The following is a 20,463-nucleotide window of genomic DNA, read 5'->3' as shown; positions in this document are numbered from 1 at the left end:
GGCGAAAGTGGACGATATAGACCAGTATCTGAGACCCGATCGGATCGCTGGTCAAGGACTCGGTCGCGGGGCGGCCCGGGGGCGAACCCCAGATCTCGCATGTCCGTCAAACCAGATCAAGCCCGCATAGCGCCCCCCATGCGCGCCTGTCATCCGGACTATGCCATCCACGTGTGACGTCCATCTGCTGACAACCTACACATAGACGCCATACATTTGGACTGTAAAGTCCCGTTTTTCTGTGCGAGGGTTGCTCGGGGCCACGACCGATGGCGAGCGAGGGGAGAAGAGGGCCGACATCGACCGCTCAGACGTCAACTGGGTACATGACGGCGTAATGCTTGAGGTGCTGCGGATGGGGCGGGCGGACCTCCACAAGCTCCGGTCCGGGATATCGCTGGACCACTCCTATGACCCGGACGGGCTGGACGACTGGTCAGCCCGACGACGGCGTCCGACGTCTCCTCGCACGATGATCGCCGGCCGGGGCCGAACTGGGTGCCGCCGACGTGGGCTCAATCGGCGGACAGGCTCTCGATGTACGCCAGCGCCATGTCGACGGAGGTCGCCATCGGTGTGACGTCGCGCGCGGTTTGGGCCAGCATGTATCCGCCTTGGAGAGCGGCGATGAGCCCGGTCGCGAGCTGGTCGATCGGCGCCTCGGCCGGAAGTGAGCCCTTGTCCTGAAGCCTGCGCAACACGCCTGCCAGGAGTTCCTGCCATTCGCTGAAAAGTCGGACCAAGGCCCGGCGTGCCAGCTCGTCCTGATCGGAGACCTCGGAGGCCAGCGTGCCGAGCGCACAGCCATAGGCGCCATGCCGTAGGGCGTTGCTCTGTACCAACGCATCCCGCCAGCGTCGCAGGCCCGGGATCGTCGAGACATGACCGAGGGCATCGCGCTCACGCTGGATGACGCGTTCTCCCACGTGATCGATGACGGCTCGCACGAGCGATTCCTTGCCGTCGAAGTGGTGGTACAGCTGCGACTTGCTCACTCCACTTGCCGCGAGCACGTCGTCGAGCGTGGTGTCCCCGACTCCTTTGACGTACATCAGCTCGGCCGCTGCGGCGACGATCCTTGCCCGCGTCTTTGCGCCGCGAGCCGTCAGGCGTCTGCCAGTGTGCGAGTCAGCGGTCGTCATCACGTAGTCATGTTACTGATATCGGACTACGCGTTCCCCGTCCCCGAAGGGCCGTCATCCTCGGCTCCGGCAAAAGGCGCGAGTGCGATGTCGAGCGCGACGTTGAGCGGCCAAGGGTCTCGTGCGATCTGGCTCAGGGTGCTGCCTCCATGAAGCGCCGCGAGGACCAGGACGGCGGTTTTCCGGACGTCGATGTCCGCTCTCGAGCTGTGCGCGGAAGGGCACGGCGAGTCCCCTGCGGCGCCGGACTGGAGCAACCGGTCCAACGTCTGCGCGATGAGCTCGCACCAGCGATCGAGCAGATCGGCCCGCCCGGGAACGTCCCCCGATTGCCGCAGCGCCAACGCGTACGGTGATTGTGGGGTCATGAGCTCCTTGACGACGCGGCGACGCCAGCCGGCCAGCTGTGCCCGGTCTGTGACGCGAGACAGAGAAGCGCTCTCGCGGGCCAAGACCTCCGCGAAGTGTGTCGTCATCAATCCCTCCCGCCCGGTCGAAATCGCTCACGTACTCTACCAGGAGATGGGACTAAATAGTCCAAAACAGGTTTGTGCGAGTGCAGGTGCACGCAGCCTCAGCACCGTTGGCGGACGCTGTCGAGATGCGCCGCCGACCACCGCTCGGCGAGCGTCAGCGTTCGTGGCAGCGATCGCGCGTGCCTGTGGCTGTTGCTGAGGAGCGTAGGAACGGCGGTGATGGTCACGGTGAGGTCGACCCGGTCCGCAGCCCTACTCACGACCTCGCCTCTACGCCGCTGTCCGCCGACGGCCCGGAGCAGCCAAGGTCATCGGCGGCCTGCGGCCACTCCGGGGTGCTCGGGGTCGACGAGGCCGGTGTACTCGGGGTTGCGATCGATGAAGGCGCGTACGACCGGACACATGATGGTGACCGTCTTGCCCTGCGTGCGCACGTCGTCGAGGACGCGTCTGATGAGCTCGGTGCCGATGCCCTGCCTGCGGTACTCGGGGATCACCGAGGTCGCCAGCAGTACGAGCCGGTCGTCGCCGGCGACGTTGTAGGGCAGCCCGGCGATCTCGCGGTCGCCGAGGACGGCCTCGTAGATGCCGGCTTTCTCGTCCTTGAGGACTGTGAAGTCGAACGCGGGAGCATGGGGATCGTCGATCACCTCGTCCACGACGACGCTCTGGTCCTCACTGGGTGTGTTCTTGCCCTCGGGGTACTCGGAGGCGTAGGGGGTTGGGGTTGGGTCGGTCATGGGATGCTCATTCGTGGTTACTCGTTCGCCGGTCGGGGCCGCTCATGCGGGTTCTTGGGTGTGCCGAATCCATCAGGGACGCACGCGAATGATCGTCTTTCCCTTGATCCGCTCAGTCGGGTTGAAGGCGGCTACGGCATTCTCGAGGGTCGCCACGTTGCCGATGTCCGTGCGCAGCCGGCCGTCCCGGACCCGCATTTCCTGCGCGCCGAAGTCGAGCGCCGCCTGACGGTCGGCGGCGCGTCCGGTGCCGATGACGTAGGCGCCGGCCTCCTTGGAGAATTGAGTCACCGTCGAACCGAATCCACCGGCCGCACCATGCACGAGAAGGCTCTGCCCCACCGCGAAACGGCCGTGCACGAACAGTCCCTGCCACGCGGTCAGGCCCGAGATCGGCAGGCTCGCTCCCATCGTGAAGTCGACGTCGCCCGGCAGCGGCGCGAGGTTACGCGCCTCGACGGCCACGGACTCGGCCAGGGTGCCGTCACGAGTCCATTCTGCGAGCCCGAACACACGCTGCCCCACCGACAGCCCTCTCGTGCCATATCCGAGCGTGGTGACCACACCGGCCACCTCGTGGCCGGGGATCGACGGCGTGCGGTTCCGGCCGAGGCGATCGGTCCAGGTTCCCGGCCAGGTCAGCTCACCGGGGGTGAATCCCGACGCGTGGACCTCGACCAGCACGTCGTTCCCCGTCGCCTCCGGTTCGGGCCGCCCCGCCAGCGTCATCCCGGCCGTTCTCGCCGCCTCATCCGTCACCACATGGGCCTTCATCGGTACGCGCCTCTCCGCATCAGTCGCTCGCCGACCCGAAACGGCGGCTCTTCCCCTTGGTGACGCCAGACGTCCTCGTCTTACCCGGCCGAGCAGACGATCTGCGACGGGGAACGCAGCCCGCCGCGCCGGCTCCGAGGCCAGGCGCCGCGGAAGCTCCGGCTGCCGTTCCCGGTGCATCGAGAGAGATCCCCGCCGTGGGCCGGCGTCACGTATGGCGCGCGGCCACATGATCAACCTTTAGCCGTCTCCGCCCCACAGCCGGATCTGTGCGTGATCGACGGGTTCACGGCTTCGGCCTGGGGATGAGAGGTGCCGTCCCGCGGTGAGGAGCCTGCGGCGCGAGGTGCGGGCGAGGCCTGCCGTCTGCGGCATCCGTGACCGCGCACAGTGCTGGCCGGAGACCGCCGGTCGACGGACGCGGAGCGGGTTCCTGGAAGAGCGTGATGCGCGCGACGGACTGCGTGCACGTTGACACCGGCTGCGGCAGGACCTTAGCTTGGACTAAATCGTCCATTGTTGAGGTCGCTGTCGTCGTCGGCTCCACTCGTGGGACGCCCACCACCAGAGACCGTTGAGTCTGGAAGAGAGCACAGGGTGACAATCTCCCGTGGCTTCTTCGGCCGTCACGATCCGCGTGCCGTCGATCTACCGCCCGGTCAGCATCTGACTCACGGATTCCCCGTGCTGACGGCTGGGCCGACACAGCTGATCTCGACCGAGGTGTGGAGCTTCACCATCACGCCGGAGAGCGGCAAGCCGAGGCGGTGGAGCTGGAACGAGATGATGGCCTTGCCCTCCGAGGAGATCGACGTCGACATCCACTGCGTGACCCGGTGGACGAAGCTCGGGACCCACTGGCGGGGCGTGGCACTCGACACCTTCTTCGAGGAGATCGAGACCGACGACGAGTACGCGATGGTGCATTCGTACGGGGGCTACACCACGAACCTCCCCTTGGAGGACCTTCTCGGGGGCAAGGCCTGGATCGTGTACGAGTACGAGGGAGAGCCGCTGCACGCCGAGCACGGTGGTCCGGCGAGGCTGCTGGTGCCGCATCTGTACTTCTGGAAGTCCGCCAAGTGGGTGAAGGGCATCACGATGCAGCGCACCGATGAGCCGGGCTTCTGGGAAGGCTTCGGCTATCACCACTACGGGAACCCCTGGCGCGAGGAGCGCTACGCCGGTGACTGACACGAAGTCAACCGGGGGCCGGGCCGACGGCTCCCCGGAGGAGATTCCGCCGGCAAGGAATCCCTGGCGCAAGGCAACGCTCGTCGGTCTGCACCCGCAGTCCTGGCATTCCCGGACACTCGTTCTGGACGTCCCCGGCTGGACCGGACATCTGCCCGGTCAGCACGTGGACATACGTCTCACAGCCGCGGACGGCTACTCGGCCCAACGGAGCTACTCGCTGGCGGAGCCCGCCACCGCCGACCGCGTCGCCATCACCGTCGACCTCCTGCTCCACGGCGAGGTCTCGCCGTACCTGGTGGAGAGCATGGAGCTCGGCGACGAGCTCGACGTGCGCGGGCCCATCGGCGGATGGTTCGTCTGGGAGCCGGGGGACCCGTCCATCGGGGACGGCCCGGTGCTCCTGATCGCCGGCGGTTCAGGGGTGGTGCCGCTGGTCACCATGCTGCGAGCCCGGAAGCGAGCAGGGGATTCGACGCCGACGATGCTCGTGTATTCGCTTCGTGGCCCCCGTGACCTCATGTACGGGCCCGAGCTGGAAGAGATGTCGGCCGATCTGTCCGCGCCAGGGTCCGCCGAAGTGCGCCTCGTCTACACGCGCAAGGTTCCCCACGGGCACCCCCGTCCGGCCTCGCACCTCGCGATCGAGGACATCAGACCTCCCTCCGCGTGGCCGGAGCCCTTGGCGGCCCGGGTCTACGTGTGCGGCTCCTCCGGCTTCGTCGACCACGCCGCAGGGCTGCTCCACAAGGCGGGATACCCCGACGATCGCATACGCACGGAACGATTCGGACCGACAGGAGTCGATCGATGACCTCAGATCTCTCGCCCTCGGCAACGCCCGATGGCGGCACCGAGTCGGGCGCGGTCCTGGACGGCAACGCCGCTGCCGGCGATTTCGCCGGGATCCTCGCCGGCGACCCGACCACCGTCACGGTCCGCTGCGGTGGCTGCGGCGCCACACAAGCATTCGGGCAACTGATGGCATACATGGGCGGACCGGGGACTGTGCTGCGCTGTCGCCAGTGTGAGGCGATGGTCGCCCGCCTGGCCAGGACGCCGCAGGGCACGTGGCTCGACCTGTCGGGCTCCAGCTCATGGTTGTTTCTGCCCGCTCCAGGCCCCGCCTGACCGTGACCGCCGGGCGGCCGACGCAGCGTGTGCACGTCAGGACGTGGTCCCACTGCCCGGGCCAAGTGATCTCGATGCCGGACCGTGCCAGGTTCTGGCCGAGCGGCAGCGCGGCTTCCGCGGCGTGCACCGTGAACCTGGCCGGGCAGTCCTGCTCCAGGAGGCGCTGCAGGCCGCCCCGGCATCGAACGCCGAGCCTGGCTGCTCCTGCTGACCGCGCGCGGCGTCATGACCCTCCCGATCATCGCCGTACGAACCACCAGGACAGAAGCACGGCGGGAACAGCGACATCAAGCGCGGCAGATCACCGGCACAACAAGGGAAGAAGCCGAAGAAGCGACGGTATCCGGCGCCTGGCTGCTTCTTCGTCCTCCATCGCCTACGCCGGGTTGTTTCCAGGCGTAGGTTTGTCGCCGGATTCACCAGGTGACGCGGAGCGTTACGGGTCCGATGTCGACCGCGTTGCGGGTCCATTCGATGTGGTGGACCGGGTCCTGAAGCTGAAGGTCAGGCAGTTGACGGGCGAGTGCGCTGAGAGCGGTGCCGACCTCCAGGCGTGCCAACGGTGCGCCCAGGCAATAGTGGAGCCCGTGACCGAACACCAAGGGCGGGCTGGACTTTCGTCCGGGCAGAAACCGGTCGGGTTCGGGGAAGCGCCTGGGGTCTCGGTTGGCGGCTTCGAGCCGGACGAGGACCAGGTCGCCGGCGCTGATCGGGACGCCGGCCAGCTCGAGATCATGCTGGGCATAGCGGGGAAACGGTTCGCCGGTCAGTCCGGCCTGCATGCGCAGGACTTCCGCCACGGTCGCGTCGGCCTGGTCAGAGCCGGCGGTCGCCAGCGTGGCGAGTCGCCCTTCAGTAAGGAGCCGGATCGTGCCGACGGAGATGGCGTTCCTGGCCGACAGATAGCCTGCGGAGACGATCGTGGTGGTCATGGCTATGAGCTCGGTGTCGCTGAGCCGCCCGTCGTCGGTGTCGCGTACCGCGATCAGGCCGCTGAGCAGGTCGTCACCGGGTTCCTTGCGTTTGGCTGCGACCAGTCCAGCGGCGTAACCGCCGAGCGCGTCCCACGCCTGTGCGGCCGCGGCCATGTCTTCTTCCGCGCCGAAGACGAAGTCCGCGGCGCTCGCGGCGTCGGCCAGGTCGCGGAATCGCTCGCGCTCGTCGATCCTCACGCCGAGCAGCTCGCTGATCACGGTGATCGACAGCGGGGTGGCGAGTTCGGCGACAAGGTCGGCGGGCGGGCCGCCACCGGCGACCGCCGACACATAGCCGGCGGTCAGCTGCTCGATGCGCCCGCGCAGTGCGGCAAGACTGCGAGGGCTGAAGGTCTTCGACACCAGGCGACGGAGCCGGGCGTGGGCCTCGCCGTCCTGGAACAACGTGTCGTTGCCGGGGAGATCGGTGCCGGGTGGCGCCAGCCCGAACCCGCGGTCGGACAGGACCGCTGTGACGGCATCGTAGGAGGTGACCAGCCAGGCAGGTTGCCCGGCCGGGGTGAGGACCCGGGCGACGGGCGTCCTGGCGCGCAGCCGCGCGTAGGCCGGAGGCGGCTCCATGGGGTCGGGCCGGTCGAACGGCAGGGTCGGCGTCGTGGTCGTCATGTGGGCACCTTTCACCGGCGATGAGCGGGAGTCATCCGGCTTGGCCTCGGCCAGTTCGTCGAGTCGGCGATAGAAGTCCTGGCCGCGGGCCGCCACCTCAGGATCGGTGGCCAGTGCGGCGTACCAGGCGGAGGAGTAGCCGTTGGCACGGCGGGACGCTTCAGGCAGAACGCCCTGGTAGTGGTAGTAGCGCACAGTGCGGGTCGAGACCCCCAGCAGCGCGGCCAGCTCTCCGATCCGCATGCCCACAGTTAAGACCTTGACGTTGCGTCAAGGTCAAACCCGGTTTCCCAAACTTATAGGAGCTAGACATCTCCTCTATTAGGAGCTGTTTGTGGTCCGGATCATGTGGTTGTGGTGAGGAGCGGTACGGTAACCCAGGCTGCTGTGCAGCCGGTGCAGGTTGTACCAGCCCTCGATGAACTCGAAGTCTTCGGTCATCGTGTCCGACGTTCCTGGCCGGCCCATCCGAGCCACGATCCACCCATCCACTTGCAGTGTTGCGACTTCGTTGAATCTAAAGCCATGCACCACCGATTACGGGTCAGAGCCGGTGACCGTACAGTCCCCGGACACCAGGCGGAGCACCGGTCGGGATGTGTGCGGAGGGTGGCGCGACGAAGATCATGTGACGCAGGAGGTCAGTTCCTCCACCATGGTCCGTGGCTCGGAGGTCCCTACCGGGGGTCTTCGATGAGAGGACGTAGTCTCCGGTCGAGTTCGTCTTCATCCGGCCTCAGGGGAGCAACTGCGTTCCGCTCATCGTCACGCAGGCTTTGCGGACACCGGATCTCTTTGCCGGGCAACCTGAAAGTCTTGACCAGCCTGCCGGTACGGGCCTCGTAGGCGGTGTAGGTGTATTTCGCGTCGACTGCCGGTATCGAGAACGGGCGGATCGCTTCAGGGCTGGGAGTCCCGATGGTCCAGGAGACCTGGTAGTCGCAGAAGGTCACGCGCTTACTCACCGATTTCAGGTGCTCGCAGACCACGAGCTGGATCTGGGCGCGGTATGCCTTGTGCCGGACGACGTCGCTTTGGCTGGGTTCCTGCAGCCGCCATTCCCTTCGCAGCAAAGGCTTGGCGTCGCCGTACACGACCTGGACCTGCCCGTCGAGGGATCTCACGCTGTCCGCCACTGCCAGGTGCGGTCCCGGTCCGGCATACGGCGCCGCGTCCGTGGCCCACGGCCGGGGCCAGGGCTGGCCGGGCCTCATGGCACATGGCTGCGTATCCACCGGAGAGCCGGGCAAGCGTGATCGCCTCAGCTCTTCCCGTTGGCGATCTCTGCCTGCCAGCCCGATGGGGATCCCCACGGTAAGGATGGCCGCAGCGAAGATGAGAGCTACGATCCAACCCGACCTCATGGCACTCGCACCAGACGGCTCGCGGTCACGTCGTGACTGTAATAAGACCCCGGAATCGTCACAACAGCCGGGTGGTGATGGCGGCGACCCGTGTTCCGGCGGCGCGACCGCTGAGCCCCCGCGGCCGTGCTCGAACGACCCGGCCGGCAGGTCCAGCATGGCCGTGTACTGCGAGAGCTCCAACGTCGCCGCCGTCGCCACCTACCGGTCGGAGGGCATGGAGCTGGTGTCCGAAAGACGGGACAGATCGCGGGCCGCGTGAAGAGCTCGGTGAGGCTTGACGGCCCACACCGACGCTGACCCGCTTCAGGCGCTGCCGGTGCTGGTGCGAGGCCCCAGCTCGCGGACGATCCGGGCGAGGGCCCGAATGAGGCCGGTCTCGGCCTCGCTGCGCCAGACCAGGGCGTACGGCAAGGGGTCCAGGTCCCGGATGGGCAGGTAGACGATGCCAGGCCGAGCCCCGTACCGTGCCATGTGGGCCGGGAAGCAGGTGACGATCTCGCCGATGCTGGTCAGGCTGAGGATCTCCTCGGTGTTGCGCACCATGGGACCGCGCTGGATCGAGCGGCCGTTACGGGTGTGGGAGGGCACGTAGCTGTCGAACCAGTAGTCGGGCCTGGACTCGACGTCGGGGTGCTGGAAGTCGCTCACCACGTCCAGCGCCACCGCCGTGCGCCCGGCCAGCTCGTGGCCGGCGCCGACGGCCAGCACGCGCGGCTCGGCGTAGAGGACCGGGCCGACGGTGAGGTCGGGTTCCTCGATGGGCAGCCAGGCAACCAGGACGTCGACCTCGCCGCTGCGCAGCGCGCCGAAGGGGTCGCTGAAGGCCGGGTGCCGGATGGTCAGCCGCCAGCCGGGATGACGGGCGCGGAAGGTGTCCCAGTAGACGCGCAGGTCGTACACGTTGAGGGGCAGCATGCCGACCCGCAGCACGGCGGTGATGCCCTGGGCGGCCAGGCGGGCGCGTTCGAGACTGTCACGCAAGCCGGCATAGACAGGCGTCAGGTCGTCGCGGAGCTGCCGGCCGAGCGGGGTCAGGCGGATGCGCCGGCGGTTGGAACGGTCGAACAACGCGCCGCCCAAGCGTCGTTCCTGCTGGCTGACCGCCTGGCTGATCCGCGCCTGGGACACGCGCAGCCGTTCGGCCGCGCGGCCGAAGTGCAGCTCTTCGGCCAGCGTCAGGAAGATCTCGATGTCCCGCACTTCCACCGGCGCTCTCTCCTGTCATGACGGGCGCGTTACCGGCACGGCGCTGACGGCCGGCCGTGCCACCGGAGCAGCTGATGGTCACCCTGGATCGTCAGGGTCGCCACGACATCGTCTCGGTGATGATGCGCACGTACAGCGGCGTCGGCAGAGCCCAGGCTACGGCGTCGCGCGGGAACGCGGTCATCGGGTGGGCGGCCTGGGCCAGCCGGTACGTGCGGGAGGCGTACCCGATGGTAGGCGGCTGCCGCACGTGCTCCAGCGTCCGCGCGAGCGTCACCGCGTCCTTCTGCCAGGGCATCACGCCCCGCCAGGTCACATGGTAGGCGGATGCCGTCCAGGTCGCGCCCGCCTCAGCTCGCCATCCGTACGGCGGCGCCACCTGCCGTCATAACTCGTGCGTTATCGGGAGGTTCGCGAAGCTTGTGTTGATCGGATCGGCGCCTTCGACGAGGGTTGGTGCCGGCCACCCCGGCCGCCGGCACCGCGTTCACGGCTGCAAGCACGCCGGTGTGTGCCGAACCCTGCCGAACATCACCTCCGTGGAAGGAGTCACCTATGCGTGCACGGATGACCAACCCCGCCTACGTGCTGCCCGGCGGCATGAAGGGCATCGGCGCGATCTTCAAGGCGGTCAACGAGGGCGGCATCTCCCATGAGGTGCAGGAGCTCGTGGGCCTGCGGGCCAGCCAGATCAACGGTTGCGGCGCCTGCGTGCACGCCCACACCCAGGCCCTGGTCAAGGCCGGGGAAACCGTCGAGCGGATCGCCGCCGTGGCCGCCTGGCGGGAGGCGCCGTTCTTCAGCGACGCCGAGCGGGCCGCGCTGGAGCTGGCCGAGGCGGTCACCCGGCTGGCGGACCGTTCCGGCGAGGCGGTGGACGACGAGCTGTGGGACCTGGTCGCCGACCACTACGACGAGAAGCAGATCTCCGCCCTGCTCCTGCTCATCGGCGTGACCAACCTGTTCAACAGGCTCAATGCCGCCATCAAGGAGCCCGCCGGCGCCACCTGGACGTGACCTGGACCGACGCGCCGGGCATGGCTGCGATGTTCGCCGCGCACGACAGGTTGCGCGGCGAGATGACCTCCCTGGCGCGGCTCACCGTCCGTGGCGGCCGGAACCCCCGCCGCGTCTTGCGCACCGCCGCTGGCTGGCGCTCGTTCAAACACGCGCTGGGCGGGCACTTCGCCGCCGAGGACAAGGCGCTGTGGCCACCGCTGCGCCACGCTCTGGCCCTCCGGCCGGAAGGCCTGGCCCTGCTGGAGGCGATCGAGGCCGAGCACGCCGCGCTCCACCTGCTCATCGAGGCGATCGACGAGCAGGTGGCCACGCCCAGCCAGGCCCTTGCCGACGCCGGGCCAGGCGCGCTCGGCGACCTGACCGACTCTCTGGTCACGGGTCTGACCGGGCACCTGGCGCATGAGGAGCACGCGGCGCTCCCGCTGCTCCGGCAGACCATCACCCCACCCCAGTGGGCGCGTTTCGCCCATCTCCACACCCGGCTGACCGCCGCCGACGCGGCGCGGACCGGCCCCGAACGTTGGAGCACCACACCATGACCACCATCGCGCTGATCACCGGCGCCACCAGAGGCATCGGCCACGCCACCGCCAAGCTCCTCGCCGAGAACGGCGTCACCGCGATCCTCGGCGCCCGCGACCCCGTACGGGGCGAGGAGGCCGCCGGGCCGCTCGGCCTGCCGTACGTGCGGCTCGACGTCACCGAGCCGGACAGCGTCCGGGCGGCGGCCGCGTGGATCGGGCGGGAGCACGGCCGGCTCGACATCCTGATCAACAACGCCGGGATCACCGTCCCCGACGGCCCGCCCAGCGGCACCACGGCCGAGGAGGCCAGGAGGGTCTACGAGACCAACGTGTTCGGCGTCATCGAGGTCACCAATGCGATGCTGCCGCTGCTGCGCCGCTCGCCGGCGGGGCGCATCGTGAACGTCTCCAGCGAGCGCGGCTCGCTCGGCCGCGCCCTGGACCTGGGGCATCCGCTCTGGCCGATGCTCAACCTGGCCTACACCTCCGCCAAGGCCGCCCTCAACATGATCACCATCGCCTACGCCAAGGAACTGTGGAACACCCCGATCAAGGTCAACGCCGTTGACCCGGGTTGGGTCAGGACCGACATCAATGACAACGCGGGGACCAAAAGCCCGGAGGAGGGGGCCGCGCCGATCGTGGACATGGCGCTGCTCGGCTCCGACGGCCCCACGGCCGCCTTCGTCCAGCACGAGGGTCCCCTCCCGTGGTAGTCCGGAGGAGACAGCCGATCCTCATCAGTGCCGCTCCCGCCGCCGGCGGGAAACCGGCCCCCACATCGCGGATGGTGATCGGTCAACGGTGACGGCGGCGTGATCGCTCGTCGCAACGACTCCGGCGGTGCTTGCACGGTTCCGCTCGTCCACCGCTTCCAGCGGACCACCCGTTCGGCCTGGCGAGCGACCTCCCGCGGTCCGCCGATGTGGACCAGCCCGTCGGCGAGCAGCACGGCCAGCCCGTGGACCGCTGCCCAGTACACCAAGTCGGCCCCGGCCCGCGCCGCCGCCGGCAGGCCGCCCGCCTCCACCAGACGGTCGAACTCCGCGGTGAGCACGTCGTGCGGGTGGGGCACGATGGAGGAATCCGGGCTGGTGGCGCCGAGGACGAGCCGGGCGACGGCCGGGTCGTCGAGCGCCCACCGCACGTATCCGCCGCCGAGTGCGCCCAGCCGCCGCTGTCGGTCGCCCGCCTGCCCCGGCGCCCGCTCGCACTGCTCCCGCAGGTGCTCGCCGAGCCATGCGAGCGTGCGCTCCGACAGCGCGCGGACCAGCGCGTTGCGCGAGACGAAGTGGTGATAGGCGGCGCTGGGGCTGACGCCGACCCGCGCCGACGCCTCCCGCAGCAGCGACCGATATGGGTGACCTTCCCGATGTGCTGACCAGCCCGCCGCCCATCGTGCGGGCGAGCCGATCGAGGTCTCCGAAGGCGTGTACGTCATCCCCGACAACCGTGTCGAGCCCGTCCCGAACGTCGGCATCGTCATCGGCTCGCACGCCGCGCTGATCATCGACACCGGCATGGGCCCCCGCAACGGCGCCTACGTCCTGGAGCAGGCCCGCCGTCTGCCCGGCGACCGCCGCCTGTACCTGATGATTACGCGCTTCCACCCGGAGCACGGGTTCGGCGCGCAGGTGTTCAAGGGAACCGCGACGATCGTCTGCAACGCCGCCCAGCGGGTCGAGCTGCACCGCAAGGGCACGGCTTACGTGGAGATGTTCAAGGGCCTGAGCCCTGCCGTCGCGACCGAGCTGGAGGGGGTGGAGCTGGCCGATCCCGACCTGGTCTACGAGAGCGAGGCGGAGATCGACTCGCGCCGCACTTCCCGCCGTACGACACGGACGTGGACGGCCCGCGCTCGATCCGCGTGCTCGACGAGCTGGTCGCCCTCGGACCCGCGGTCGTCGTGCCCGGCGCGCCTGGGGACGCCGACGTGCGGGGTGAAGCGGACATTCCGGGCGGGCGGCGGGAGCGGGGCATCACCGCGTACGCGAGGATCTTCGGCGTGCCTGAACACGAGGTGGCCGCGGCGTTCGACCACCGCGTGGGGCCGGGCTTCGCCGAGGAGGCGCTGCAGGCCGCGGGCGGCGCCGCGTGGTCCCACCCCGCGCTCACCGGCCGCGACCGCAACATCGCCATCATCGCCGCCCTGACCGCCCAGGGCGTCAGCGGCGACCGCCTGCTCACCCACCTGCGCCTGCCGGTCGCGGTCGCCTGGGATCCCGGCGTGCTGGAGTTGGCCAGGGTGACGACGGATCCGTACCGGAGCAGGCAGGCCAATGGTGTCCTGCGTGACGAGCCGCGCGAAGACGGCATCACGCCTTCGGCGTCAATCGGGCAGAAGGGCGCCGCGCCGCGCCTGCCGCGTGGCGGCCAGTCCTCCCGCCAGGCCGCTCACCGCGCAGACCAGCACCAGCCCGGCGTACTGCGGCAGAGAGTAGGCGAACCGCAGCTCGCCGGTCGCGGCCTTGCCGAGCATGGTGAGCGAAGCGGCGGCGATGCCCGTTCCGAGCAGCGTCCCGGCACACGTCACGATCAACGTCTCCCAGCACACCACCCGGGCGAGCTGCCGCGGCTTGGTCCCCACGGTCCGCAGCAGCCGGATCTCATCGGCGCGCTCGGCCATCGTCATGGCGGTCGCGTTGAGCACCGAGAGGATGGTGTAGAGCACCGCCGACCCCACCAGCATCGGAGCGACCCATGCCGACGATCCGGTACGGATGACGCCCGCCGCCGCGTCGGTGGTCGCCACGGCGAACAGGAAGGTGCACGCCAGCGCGACGGTCAACATCACCGGAGACGCGGCCGACATCGCCCGGCGCGGCTGAGTGACCAGGGAGGACCTGGCCAGCATCCCCGCACCCGGATCGAGCCGGGCCACCGCGGCTCCGAGCAGCCAGCCCATCCCGCGCAGCGCGACGGGGCCCAGCGCGGAGGCGCCCACGCACAGCACCATCGTCGCCCCCAGCGCGGCCGGCGCCGCGTTCGCCGGCTCGACCTGCGGCACGAGCCACAACAGCACGACTCCCGCCGCCAGCGCCAACACCCCGATGACCGCGCGGGGCCAGGGCAGCAGCCGCCGCTGCGCCGCGCTCTCCCGCAACACCTCCAGCGGGCCCACACCCACCGCCTTGCGCGCCGCGACCCGAGCCGCCAGCAGCGTCACCGCCAGCCCGACCACCAGCGCCACGATGAACGGCCCCGTCGCGACCTCCACCGGGACGCCCCCGGGCGCCAACCCGGTAGCCCGCATGAACGCCGCCATCAGCACGGCGTACGGCACGGCCAGCAGGCAGCCCGCCACGACCGCCAGCACGGCCACCACCAGCGCCTCCGCCGTGATGAGCCGGCTCACCTGACGCGGCGTCATGCCGACCGACCGCAGCAGCGCCCAGGTCCTGCGCTGCCGCAGCACGTGCAGGCTCAGCATGCCCGCGACCACGAAGACCGACACGAACCCCGACACCGCGGACGACAGCACCAGCAACCCCATGACGCCGTTCAGCTCCTCACGCGTGGCCGCGCCGGTGACCACCAGGCCACTGCCACCGATCAGCATCACGGCCAGGACCACCGCCGCGAACGAAGCGGCGAAGCCCATCGGGTTGGTCCGTACGTTGTTCCAGGCCAGGAGGAGTGTCACCGGCGGCCGCCCAGCCGCATGCCGATCTGGTCGACCGAGGGCCTGTCCAGGACGTCGACGATCCGCCCGTCGGTCAGGAACAGCACGCTGTCGGCCCGGGCCGCCGCCTCCGGATCGTGCGTGACCATGACCACCGTCTGACCGAACGCGTCGACCGCCTCCCGCAGCAGCGCCAGCACTTCATGCCCGGTGCGGCGGTCCAGCGCTCCGGTCGGCTCATCGGCGAACAGCACCTCCGGCCTGCCGAGCAGGGCGCGGGCGATCGCCACCCGCTGCTGCTGGCCCCCGGACAGCTGCGCCGGTCGATGCCCCTCCCGCCCGGCCAGCCCGACCCGGTGCAGCAACTCGCGCACCCGTGACGGGTCGGCCCGCCGCCTGGCCAGGCTGCTGGGCAGGATCACGTTCTGCCAGGCTGTCAGCGACGGCACCAGGTTGAACGCCTGGAAGATGACGCCGACCCGGTCGCGGCGCAGCACCGCCAGTTCGTTCTCCCCGAAGCGGGTGATGTCCTGTCCGGCGATGTGCACCGCCCCCGAATCCGCCCGGTCCAACCCCGACGCACACTGCAGTAGCGTGCTCTTGCCCGACCCCGACGGGCCCATCACCGCAGTGAAACTACCGCGCGGGAACCCGACGCTGACCTGCCGCAGCGCAGCCACTTCGGTGGCGTCTTTCCCATATGTCCTGCTCACTTCCTCAAGGAGGACCGCACGATCAATCATGATCAGCAGCGTGCCGCAACGCGTGCACCCCACCCATCCGGTATCTCCCCGATCAGCCCCTGAGGCTTCCCGTAGGCTCCTGACATCTCACGCCACGGCGTGACACCTGCCTGCTGAGCTTGCCTGCATCCGCGGCCCGGCAACAGCCGGCCGATCTGCGCGGGACGTCGGATCTCTTGGCGCAGGGCGCGGGCGCGTTCCCGGGCCTTGGCGAGGTCTCCGGCTGTGCTGGCGATCCGCAGAGGTTCACTGCTCGGAGAGGTCGTACACGGTCATGCTGATTCCGTGATCGGCCAGGTGCTGTCGGATGAGCGGCTCGATGACGTCGCAGCTGCCACCGGCCAGGCCCGTGCCGATGCGCGGCAGGTGCACGCTCGCCTGGTACAGCAACGGTTCGACCGGCACGAGCCGGACGCTCGCGGTATGGTTGCCGGTTCACAGCACATCGGTCACCAGTTTCGCGAACTCCTCCGGCGTGAGCATCTGGACGATGTGGGCCCGGGCCAGCTCGGGTGTCTCGGCGATCACTTCGGCGTGGTCGTGCTTGACCCAGTCCGTGACGGCTGACATCTCCGTGACCTTCGCGTATCGAGGCAGGGGATGTGGCTTGGAGGCGCCTTCACATCCACGGGGGTTCTCTTTCCAGCAAGCAGTCGAGAGCCGACGCGTGTACGTTTCGGTCATGTGCTGGCGGGTCTGAGGAGCTTGGCCCGCCGTCTGGACGCCCGTGAGCGTGCGGGCCTTCCGCCGCGCCGGCCGCACGCCAGGCTCCAGACGGACGGCGGGCTGCCTCCTCTGTCGCCGCTGAATTTGGACGATATAGTCCGCTACCGGTTTGCGCTCCGACGGAGCGGTTAGACATCCTGATGCGCGATGAGGGCAGGTAGCCGTCTCGCGGGCCTGCGAGCTCAGCGACCGCCGGCACGTTCTCCTGCACGCCCGGCGCCTACGCGATGCCATCGGGCTGTTCAGTCGAGCCAGCGAAGAGGATGGAGTGAGTGTCATGTCGGCACGTACGGCCCTGATCACGGGCGGCACCAGCGGAATCGGGATGGCGGCCGCGCGGACTCTGCACGAGCGCGGTCACCGTGTCGCCGTCACCGGGCATCGCGAGGAGAGCCTCGCTCGGGCGCGGGAGGAGCTGCCCGGCGATGTCCTGGTCTTGCGGGCTGACGCACGGTCGCTCTCGGACACTGACCGGGTCGTGTCCGAGGTCGGAGCGCAGTTCGGCAATCTGACCACGCTGTTCCTGAACGCCGGCGTGAACCATCCGATGACGTTGGAGGCGTGGGACGAGGCCGCGTACGACGACGTGTTCGCCGTCAACACCAAGGGAGTGTTCTTCACCCTGGTCAAGGCGTTGCCGCTGCTGTCCGACGGTGCTTCGGTGATCGTCACCGTGGGGATCGGAGCAAGGCGCAGCCTGACCGGTAGCAGCGTCGCCGCCGGGTCCCACGGCGCGATGCTGGCCATGATCCCGACGCTGGCCCTCGAACTGGCGCCGCGCCGCATCCGCATCAACGCGGTCAGCCCGGGGATGACCGACACCCCGATGACGCGGGCCTCGATCCGGACGGCGACCGAAGACGTCGCCGGGACGATGGCGGCGATGGCCGAGCGCAACCCGTTCGGCCGCCTCGGAACGCCAGAAGACGTCGCCGGGACGGTCGCCTTTCTGGCTTCGGACGATGCCGCGTACGTCACCGGGCAGGAGATCGTCGTGTCCGGCGGCGCAGGCTTGGCCATCTGACCGAATCGTCACACGTCTATGCGGAACCGCTCGCTGCGGGTGACGGCCCGAGTGAGCGGTCCCCGGGCATCGATGCACACCTTCTGGCCGGCGGTCCATGCGCCCAGGGCTTGGGAGGGCCTGCTGCCGGCGCTCACAGGGCCGGCCTCATCTCCGCCTGGCCCGCCGTAGCCGAACAAGCCGGACTGTAAGGTCCGCTGAACATGGCGGTTCGCAGTCAATCTGGCATTTGTATGGACTTTTTAGTCCGGTATACGGTGGGCACCGACGTGGTGTCGGGAGCGACCCGACCAGCGTGTACACGGCTTGTGCTGCTTCGACGAAAGAGGTTCGCGGTGGACGACACGGAGATCGATCAAGAGAATCGCCGCTGGGTGCAGGAACTCGCCGCCGCAGGCCCACGAAGAGAGGCCACATGCGCCGAGCTGTATCCCCTGCTGCTCCGCGTCTCGCATGCGGAGGCTCGCCGGCGCGCCTCCCTCCTCAAGCTGGACGGCCCGGAACTCGAGGACATCGCCCACCAGGCCGCCGCTGACGCGTTGATGGCCATCACCGAGCGGTTGGACGAATTCCGGGGTGAGGCGCGGTTCACCACCTGGGCGAGCAAGTTCGCGATCCTCAACGTGGCCACGAAGATGAACCGCCACTTCTGGCGCCGCCACGAGGTCCCCTACGAACAAGAGGACTGGTCCAAGCTCGCTTCCCGGTTCGACGTCGGCCCTGAGGGTGAGGCACAGGCCCGGGAGTTCGCGGCCGCCGTCTCGGCTGCGGTGAACGAGAACCTGTCCGATCGCCAGCGGCTCGTGTTCGTCGCGACGGTCCTCAACGGCATGCCGATGGATGTCCTGGCCGACGAACTGGGCTCGACCCACAACGCGCTCTACAAGGTGCTCTTCGACGCCAGGAAGAAGCTCCGTATCGCGCTGGTGGCCGATGGCTACCTGCCTGAGTCGCCGGCGATTCGGTCGGGCTGAGTGCCGCATGCCTCGCCGCAGCGAGGCCTCCACCGAGGCATTGAGCTTCTTCGGCCGAACGCCCGGACCGGGATCAACGTTCGACGGGGCCCGGCCTCAGCGCGGAGGTGTCCAAGTCGCCCTTGCGGAGCCGGAAGACCTGAAGACGCAGCGCGTAATACTTCTCCGTTTCCCCGACCCACTCCATCCCGATGCGGCGGGCGGCGCGTGTACCGCGATCATTGTGAGGCCGTACGACGGCGAAGACCTCTTCCTCGCCGTTGCTGAACGCGTAGTGAGCCAGAGCGTGACCCGCCTCGGCCGCCAGCCCGCGGCCCCACGCCCAGGGAGCGAGCTGGTAGCCCAGCTCCAGGTCATCGCCCTCCGGCGGCAACGGAAGGATCTGCCCCGAGCCGGCGACACGCCCGCTCTCGATCTCTTCGATCACCCACCGGCCACTCGGGCGCCCATCGGATCCCAGGGGTGCGGCGATCCATCTGGTGATCACCGCCCGCATCTCGTCGAGATCCTTGATGCCATCCATGGCGGGGGCCAGCCACCGGGAGACCTCCGCGCTGCCGTAGATGTCGAGCGCTTCCGCCGCGTCTGCCTGATGCCACGCGCGCAGCCGCAACCGTGGGGTGCTGATGGTCGAGCCGACGATGGTGACCTCGTGAGACAACGCTGCTCCTCGACGGGGGACGGGACACGCCCAACAGGGCAACCAGGGATTGCTTACACTACGCCGGACCGGACGAAATCGTCCAATGAGATCCAGGTCGAGCTTCTCCGGCCGCTGCCCATAAGGCTTGCCCTGTCGTATCCAGGTGGCCTAGCTTGGACTATATAGTCCTATCGATGGGCACCGGCCAGCCCTCGGCGTCGCGGAGACGACGATCCAGCCGCGGCGAACGCCGAATTACGTGAAGGAGCAAGAGATGAACGACGCCACGTCGTCGGCCGAGGATCTGGCGATCCTCGAGCAGCTCAACCTTGACTACAACCGCTCGGACCAGGCCGGCGATGCCCAGCGCCTCGGTGAGTTCCTCGCTGAGGATTTCATCGTGCAGACCCCGGGTGTCACGCGCAATCGTACGGACTACCTCGAAGACATCGCCAAGCCCCGGCCCTTCAAGGATCAGGTTCTGCACGAAGTCAAGATCCGAATACTCGGCGATGTCGCGCTGATCCACGGCAGGGTGACGTACACCATGATCGCCGATGGGGTGGAGCACGACGCGCTGTACACCGACGTGTACCAGAAGCGTGGGGGCGTCTGGCTCTGCGTCTCCGCCTGCGCGATCGCACCCGGCGCCTGACCCGCCGCCATGTCCGACACCGCGGTCCAGACACGCTACGAACGGTTCGCCGAGCTCCACCGTGGCCCCGGCACGTTCATCATGCCCAACGTATGGGACGGTCCCTCGGCCCTGCTTTTCAAGGAGGCCGGATTCAGGTCCATCGCGACCTCTTCCGCGGTCCTCGCCGCGACCCTGGGCCGGCTCGACGGCATCCACGCCGTCGGCCGGGATGAGCACCTGAACCATGCCGCCCTGCTCACGTCCGTGAGCGGCCTGCCGATCAACGGCGACTTCGAGGACGGCTACGGCGAGACCCCCGAGGATGTCCGGGCCACTGTCGACGCCGCCGTCGCCCGCGGTCTCGCCGGCATCGGAGTCGAGGACACCACTGGTGACCCCGCCGGCCCGATACGTGACTTCGACGACGCGGTTCGCCGCATCCAGGCTGCCGCCGCGGCCGCGCACGGACGGATCGTCCTGACCGGCCGGACGGACAACTTCCTGTGGGGAGTTTCCGACCTCGATGACACGATCCGCCGCCTCTCCGCCTACGCGGAGGCAGGAGCCGACGTCCTTTATGCGCCGAACCTGCCGGACCTGGCCTCCATCAGCGCAGTCGTCAGGGCCGTCGCCCCCAAGCCGGTCAACGTCCTCGTCGGTCCTCAAGACGCGGTCACCCTCGCGGACCTCCGGACCATCGGTGTCCGCCGGATCAGTCTCGGGGTCGACCCCTACACGCACGCTCTCGGAGCAACACAGGCGGCTGCGGCGAAGCTCGCGAGGGGAGATCTGACGGCGCTCGCTTCAGATCTCGACTTCGGCCACATCGTCGGCCTCATCAAGGGCTGACCCGGCCGCGCAGCCCGGCATCCGGCGCATTGAGCCAGATCTCGACGTGCGCTGTTCTGGCCGCCCG

At 68.9% G+C, this 20,463-nt stretch carries 24 protein-coding genes and 1 pseudogene; 11 read left to right on the top strand and 14 right to left on the bottom strand.

Annotated elements, in window-relative coordinates:
* Nucleotides 1-515 precede the first annotated feature (515 nt).
* From AB0K18_RS45350 to AB0K18_RS45335, 4 genes are all read right to left on the bottom strand, one after another.
* On the bottom strand, nt 516-1,142 hold the full coding sequence (locus AB0K18_RS45350) for a TetR/AcrR family transcriptional regulator (RefSeq protein ID WP_364927896.1): 627 nt from the start codon (nt 1,140-1,142) through the stop codon (nt 516-518).
* A 26-nt stretch (nt 1,143-1,168) separates the two neighbouring features.
* Nucleotides 1,169-1,618, bottom strand: a complete 450-nt coding sequence (locus AB0K18_RS45345) for a hypothetical protein (protein ID WP_364927805.1) — start codon at nt 1,616-1,618, stop codon at nt 1,169-1,171.
* A gap of 308 nt (nt 1,619-1,926) precedes the next feature.
* The gene (locus AB0K18_RS45340) at nt 1,927-2,358 is read right to left on the bottom strand and encodes a GNAT family N-acetyltransferase (protein ID WP_364927803.1); all 432 of its coding nucleotides are present in this window, start codon (nt 2,356-2,358) and stop codon (nt 1,927-1,929) included.
* 72 nt (nt 2,359-2,430) lie between these two features.
* Nucleotides 2,431-3,132: an NADP-dependent oxidoreductase gene (locus tag AB0K18_RS45335; RefSeq protein ID WP_364927800.1), complete on the bottom strand. Its 702-nt coding sequence runs from the start codon at nt 3,130-3,132 to the stop codon at nt 2,431-2,433.
* Nucleotides 3,133-3,729: 597 nt separating this feature from the next.
* Between AB0K18_RS45335 and AB0K18_RS45330 the strand changes: the two genes are divergently transcribed.
* From AB0K18_RS45330 to AB0K18_RS45320, 3 genes are read left to right on the top strand one after another with little or no spacing between them, the layout of a single operon-like run.
* Nucleotides 3,730-4,326, top strand: a complete 597-nt coding sequence (locus AB0K18_RS45330; RefSeq protein ID WP_364927797.1) for a sulfite oxidase-like oxidoreductase — start codon at nt 3,730-3,732, stop codon at nt 4,324-4,326.
* A gap of 43 nt (nt 4,327-4,369) precedes the next feature.
* Nucleotides 4,370-5,140, top strand: coding sequence for an FAD-binding oxidoreductase (locus tag AB0K18_RS45325; protein ID WP_364927895.1), 771 nt, complete (start codon nt 4,370-4,372; stop codon nt 5,138-5,140).
* Nucleotides 5,137-5,457, top strand: a complete 321-nt coding sequence (locus tag AB0K18_RS45320; protein ID WP_364927794.1) for a DUF6510 family protein — start codon at nt 5,137-5,139, stop codon at nt 5,455-5,457. Before AB0K18_RS45325 ends, AB0K18_RS45320 begins: the two co-directional genes overlap by 4 nt.
* A gap of 419 nt (nt 5,458-5,876) precedes the next feature.
* On the opposite strand, the gene AB0K18_RS45315 is transcribed toward AB0K18_RS45320, so the two are convergent.
* The 4 genes from AB0K18_RS45315 to AB0K18_RS45300 all read right to left on the bottom strand — a co-directional run bounded on the left by AB0K18_RS45315 (nt 5,877) and on the right by AB0K18_RS45300 (nt 9,935).
* Nucleotides 5,877-7,304, bottom strand: a complete 1,428-nt coding sequence (locus AB0K18_RS45315; protein WP_364927892.1) for a cytochrome P450 — start codon at nt 7,302-7,304, stop codon at nt 5,877-5,879.
* Nucleotides 7,305-7,738: 434 nt separating this feature from the next.
* The gene (locus AB0K18_RS45310) at nt 7,739-8,185 is read right to left on the bottom strand and encodes a hypothetical protein (RefSeq protein ID WP_364927792.1); all 447 of its coding nucleotides are present in this window, start codon (nt 8,183-8,185) and stop codon (nt 7,739-7,741) included.
* 546 nt (nt 8,186-8,731) lie between these two features.
* The gene (locus tag AB0K18_RS45305; RefSeq protein WP_364927790.1) at nt 8,732-9,634 is read right to left on the bottom strand and encodes a LysR family transcriptional regulator; all 903 of its coding nucleotides are present in this window, start codon (nt 9,632-9,634) and stop codon (nt 8,732-8,734) included.
* Between the two features lie 91 nt (nt 9,635-9,725).
* Nucleotides 9,726-9,935: a hypothetical protein gene (locus AB0K18_RS45300; protein WP_364927787.1), complete on the bottom strand. Its 210-nt coding sequence runs from the start codon at nt 9,933-9,935 to the stop codon at nt 9,726-9,728.
* A gap of 254 nt (nt 9,936-10,189) precedes the next feature.
* Between AB0K18_RS45300 and AB0K18_RS45295 the strand changes: the two genes are divergently transcribed.
* Genes AB0K18_RS45295 through AB0K18_RS45285 form a run of 3 tightly spaced genes read left to right on the top strand, consistent with a single transcriptional unit; the run spans nt 10,190 to nt 11,894 of the window.
* Nucleotides 10,190-10,651 (top strand): carboxymuconolactone decarboxylase family protein, encoded by a 462-nt coding sequence (locus AB0K18_RS45295; protein WP_364927785.1) that lies wholly within the window; start codon nt 10,190-10,192, stop codon nt 10,649-10,651.
* A complete protein-coding gene (locus AB0K18_RS45290) occupies nt 10,648-11,193 on the top strand; it encodes a hemerythrin domain-containing protein (RefSeq protein ID WP_364927782.1) in 546 nt (181 codons plus the stop codon). Before AB0K18_RS45295 ends, AB0K18_RS45290 begins: the two co-directional genes overlap by 4 nt.
* Nucleotides 11,190-11,894, top strand: a complete 705-nt coding sequence (locus tag AB0K18_RS45285) for an SDR family oxidoreductase (RefSeq protein ID WP_364927779.1) — start codon at nt 11,190-11,192, stop codon at nt 11,892-11,894. Before AB0K18_RS45290 ends, AB0K18_RS45285 begins: the two co-directional genes overlap by 4 nt.
* A gap of 224 nt (nt 11,895-12,118) precedes the next feature.
* Here AB0K18_RS45285 and AB0K18_RS45280 read toward each other — a convergent pair.
* Nucleotides 12,119-12,619, bottom strand: a pseudogene (locus AB0K18_RS45280) (TetR/AcrR family transcriptional regulator); the annotation flags it as partial.
* On the opposite strand from AB0K18_RS45280, the gene AB0K18_RS45275 reads away from it, so the two are divergent.
* Nucleotides 12,609-13,331, top strand: a complete 723-nt coding sequence (locus AB0K18_RS45275; protein ID WP_364927777.1) for a hypothetical protein — start codon at nt 12,609-12,611, stop codon at nt 13,329-13,331. The pseudogene AB0K18_RS45280 and the gene AB0K18_RS45275 overlap by 11 nt on opposite strands.
* Nucleotides 13,332-13,507: 176 nt before the next feature.
* Here the strand turns inward: AB0K18_RS45275 and AB0K18_RS45270 are convergent, their stop codons facing one another.
* The 4 genes from AB0K18_RS45270 to AB0K18_RS45255 form a co-directional block, all read right to left on the bottom strand.
* A complete protein-coding gene (locus tag AB0K18_RS45270) occupies nt 13,508-14,821 on the bottom strand; it encodes an ABC transporter permease (RefSeq protein ID WP_364927774.1) in 1,314 nt (437 codons plus the stop codon).
* Entirely contained in the window at nt 14,818-15,543 is a 726-nt protein-coding gene (locus AB0K18_RS45265) for an ABC transporter ATP-binding protein (protein WP_364927771.1), read from the bottom strand. Before AB0K18_RS45265 ends, AB0K18_RS45270 begins: the two co-directional genes overlap by 4 nt.
* 246 nt (nt 15,544-15,789) lie before the next feature.
* A complete protein-coding gene (locus tag AB0K18_RS45260; RefSeq protein WP_364927768.1) occupies nt 15,790-15,948 on the bottom strand; it encodes a hypothetical protein in 159 nt (52 codons plus the stop codon).
* Between the two features lie 30 nt (nt 15,949-15,978).
* A complete protein-coding gene (locus AB0K18_RS45255; protein WP_364927765.1) occupies nt 15,979-16,113 on the bottom strand; it encodes a hypothetical protein in 135 nt (44 codons plus the stop codon).
* A gap of 433 nt (nt 16,114-16,546) precedes the next feature.
* Between AB0K18_RS45255 and AB0K18_RS45250 the strand changes: the two genes are divergently transcribed.
* Entirely contained in the window at nt 16,547-17,293 is a 747-nt protein-coding gene (locus AB0K18_RS45250) for an SDR family oxidoreductase (RefSeq protein ID WP_364927762.1), read from the top strand.
* A 335-nt stretch (nt 17,294-17,628) separates the two neighbouring features.
* Nucleotides 17,629-18,267: a sigma-70 family RNA polymerase sigma factor gene (locus AB0K18_RS45245; RefSeq protein WP_364927760.1), complete on the top strand. Its 639-nt coding sequence runs from the start codon at nt 17,629-17,631 to the stop codon at nt 18,265-18,267.
* 73 nt (nt 18,268-18,340) lie between these two features.
* On the opposite strand, the gene AB0K18_RS45240 is transcribed toward AB0K18_RS45245, so the two are convergent.
* A complete protein-coding gene (locus AB0K18_RS45240; protein ID WP_364927757.1) occupies nt 18,341-18,928 on the bottom strand; it encodes a GNAT family N-acetyltransferase in 588 nt (195 codons plus the stop codon).
* A 256-nt stretch (nt 18,929-19,184) separates the two neighbouring features.
* On the opposite strand from AB0K18_RS45240, the gene AB0K18_RS45235 reads away from it, so the two are divergent.
* Entirely contained in the window at nt 19,185-19,565 is a 381-nt protein-coding gene (locus tag AB0K18_RS45235; protein ID WP_364927754.1) for a nuclear transport factor 2 family protein, read from the top strand.
* Nucleotides 19,566-19,574: 9 nt separating this feature from the next.
* Entirely contained in the window at nt 19,575-20,396 is an 822-nt protein-coding gene (locus AB0K18_RS45230; protein ID WP_364927752.1) for an isocitrate lyase/phosphoenolpyruvate mutase family protein, read from the top strand.
* Nucleotides 20,397-20,463: the final 67 nt, after the last annotated feature.

It is taken from the genome of Nonomuraea sp. NPDC049421, from assembly GCF_040677005.1.
GTDB lineage: Bacteria > Actinomycetota > Actinomycetes > Streptosporangiales > Streptosporangiaceae > Nonomuraea > Nonomuraea salmonea.
Note: the sequence above shows the minus strand (reverse complement) of the source record. Positions and strands in the feature narration are given on the sequence as shown.

Coding starts and splice junctions, on each gene's coding strand:
- AB0K18_RS45350 (WP_364927896.1), bottom strand. CDS start 1,142: ATGACGACCGCTGACTCGCACACTGGCAGACGCCTGACGGCTCGCGGC.
- AB0K18_RS45345 (WP_364927805.1), bottom strand. CDS start 1,618: ATGACGACACACTTCGCGGAGGTCTTGGCCCGCGAGAGCGCTTCTCTG.
- AB0K18_RS45340 (WP_364927803.1), bottom strand. CDS start 2,358: ATGACCGACCCAACCCCAACCCCCTACGCCTCCGAGTACCCCGAGGGC.
- AB0K18_RS45335 (WP_364927800.1), bottom strand. CDS start 3,132: ATGAAGGCCCATGTGGTGACGGATGAGGCGGCGAGAACGGCCGGGATG.
- AB0K18_RS45320 (WP_364927794.1), top strand. CDS start 5,137: ATGACCTCAGATCTCTCGCCCTCGGCAACGCCCGATGGCGGCACCGAG.
- AB0K18_RS45315 (WP_364927892.1), bottom strand. CDS start 7,304: ATGCGGATCGGAGAGCTGGCCGCGCTGCTGGGGGTCTCGACCCGCACT.
- AB0K18_RS45295 (WP_364927785.1), top strand. CDS start 10,190: ATGCGTGCACGGATGACCAACCCCGCCTACGTGCTGCCCGGCGGCATG.
- AB0K18_RS45285 (WP_364927779.1), top strand. CDS start 11,190: ATGACCACCATCGCGCTGATCACCGGCGCCACCAGAGGCATCGGCCAC.
- AB0K18_RS45265 (WP_364927771.1), bottom strand. CDS start 15,543: ATGATTGATCGTGCGGTCCTCCTTGAGGAAGTGAGCAGGACATATGGG.
- AB0K18_RS45255 (WP_364927765.1), bottom strand. CDS start 16,113: ATGTCAGCCGTCACGGACTGGGTCAAGCACGACCACGCCGAAGTGATC.
- AB0K18_RS45250 (WP_364927762.1), top strand. CDS start 16,547: ATGTCGGCACGTACGGCCCTGATCACGGGCGGCACCAGCGGAATCGGG.
- AB0K18_RS45235 (WP_364927754.1), top strand. CDS start 19,185: ATGAACGACGCCACGTCGTCGGCCGAGGATCTGGCGATCCTCGAGCAG.
- AB0K18_RS45230 (WP_364927752.1), top strand. CDS start 19,575: ATGTCCGACACCGCGGTCCAGACACGCTACGAACGGTTCGCCGAGCTC.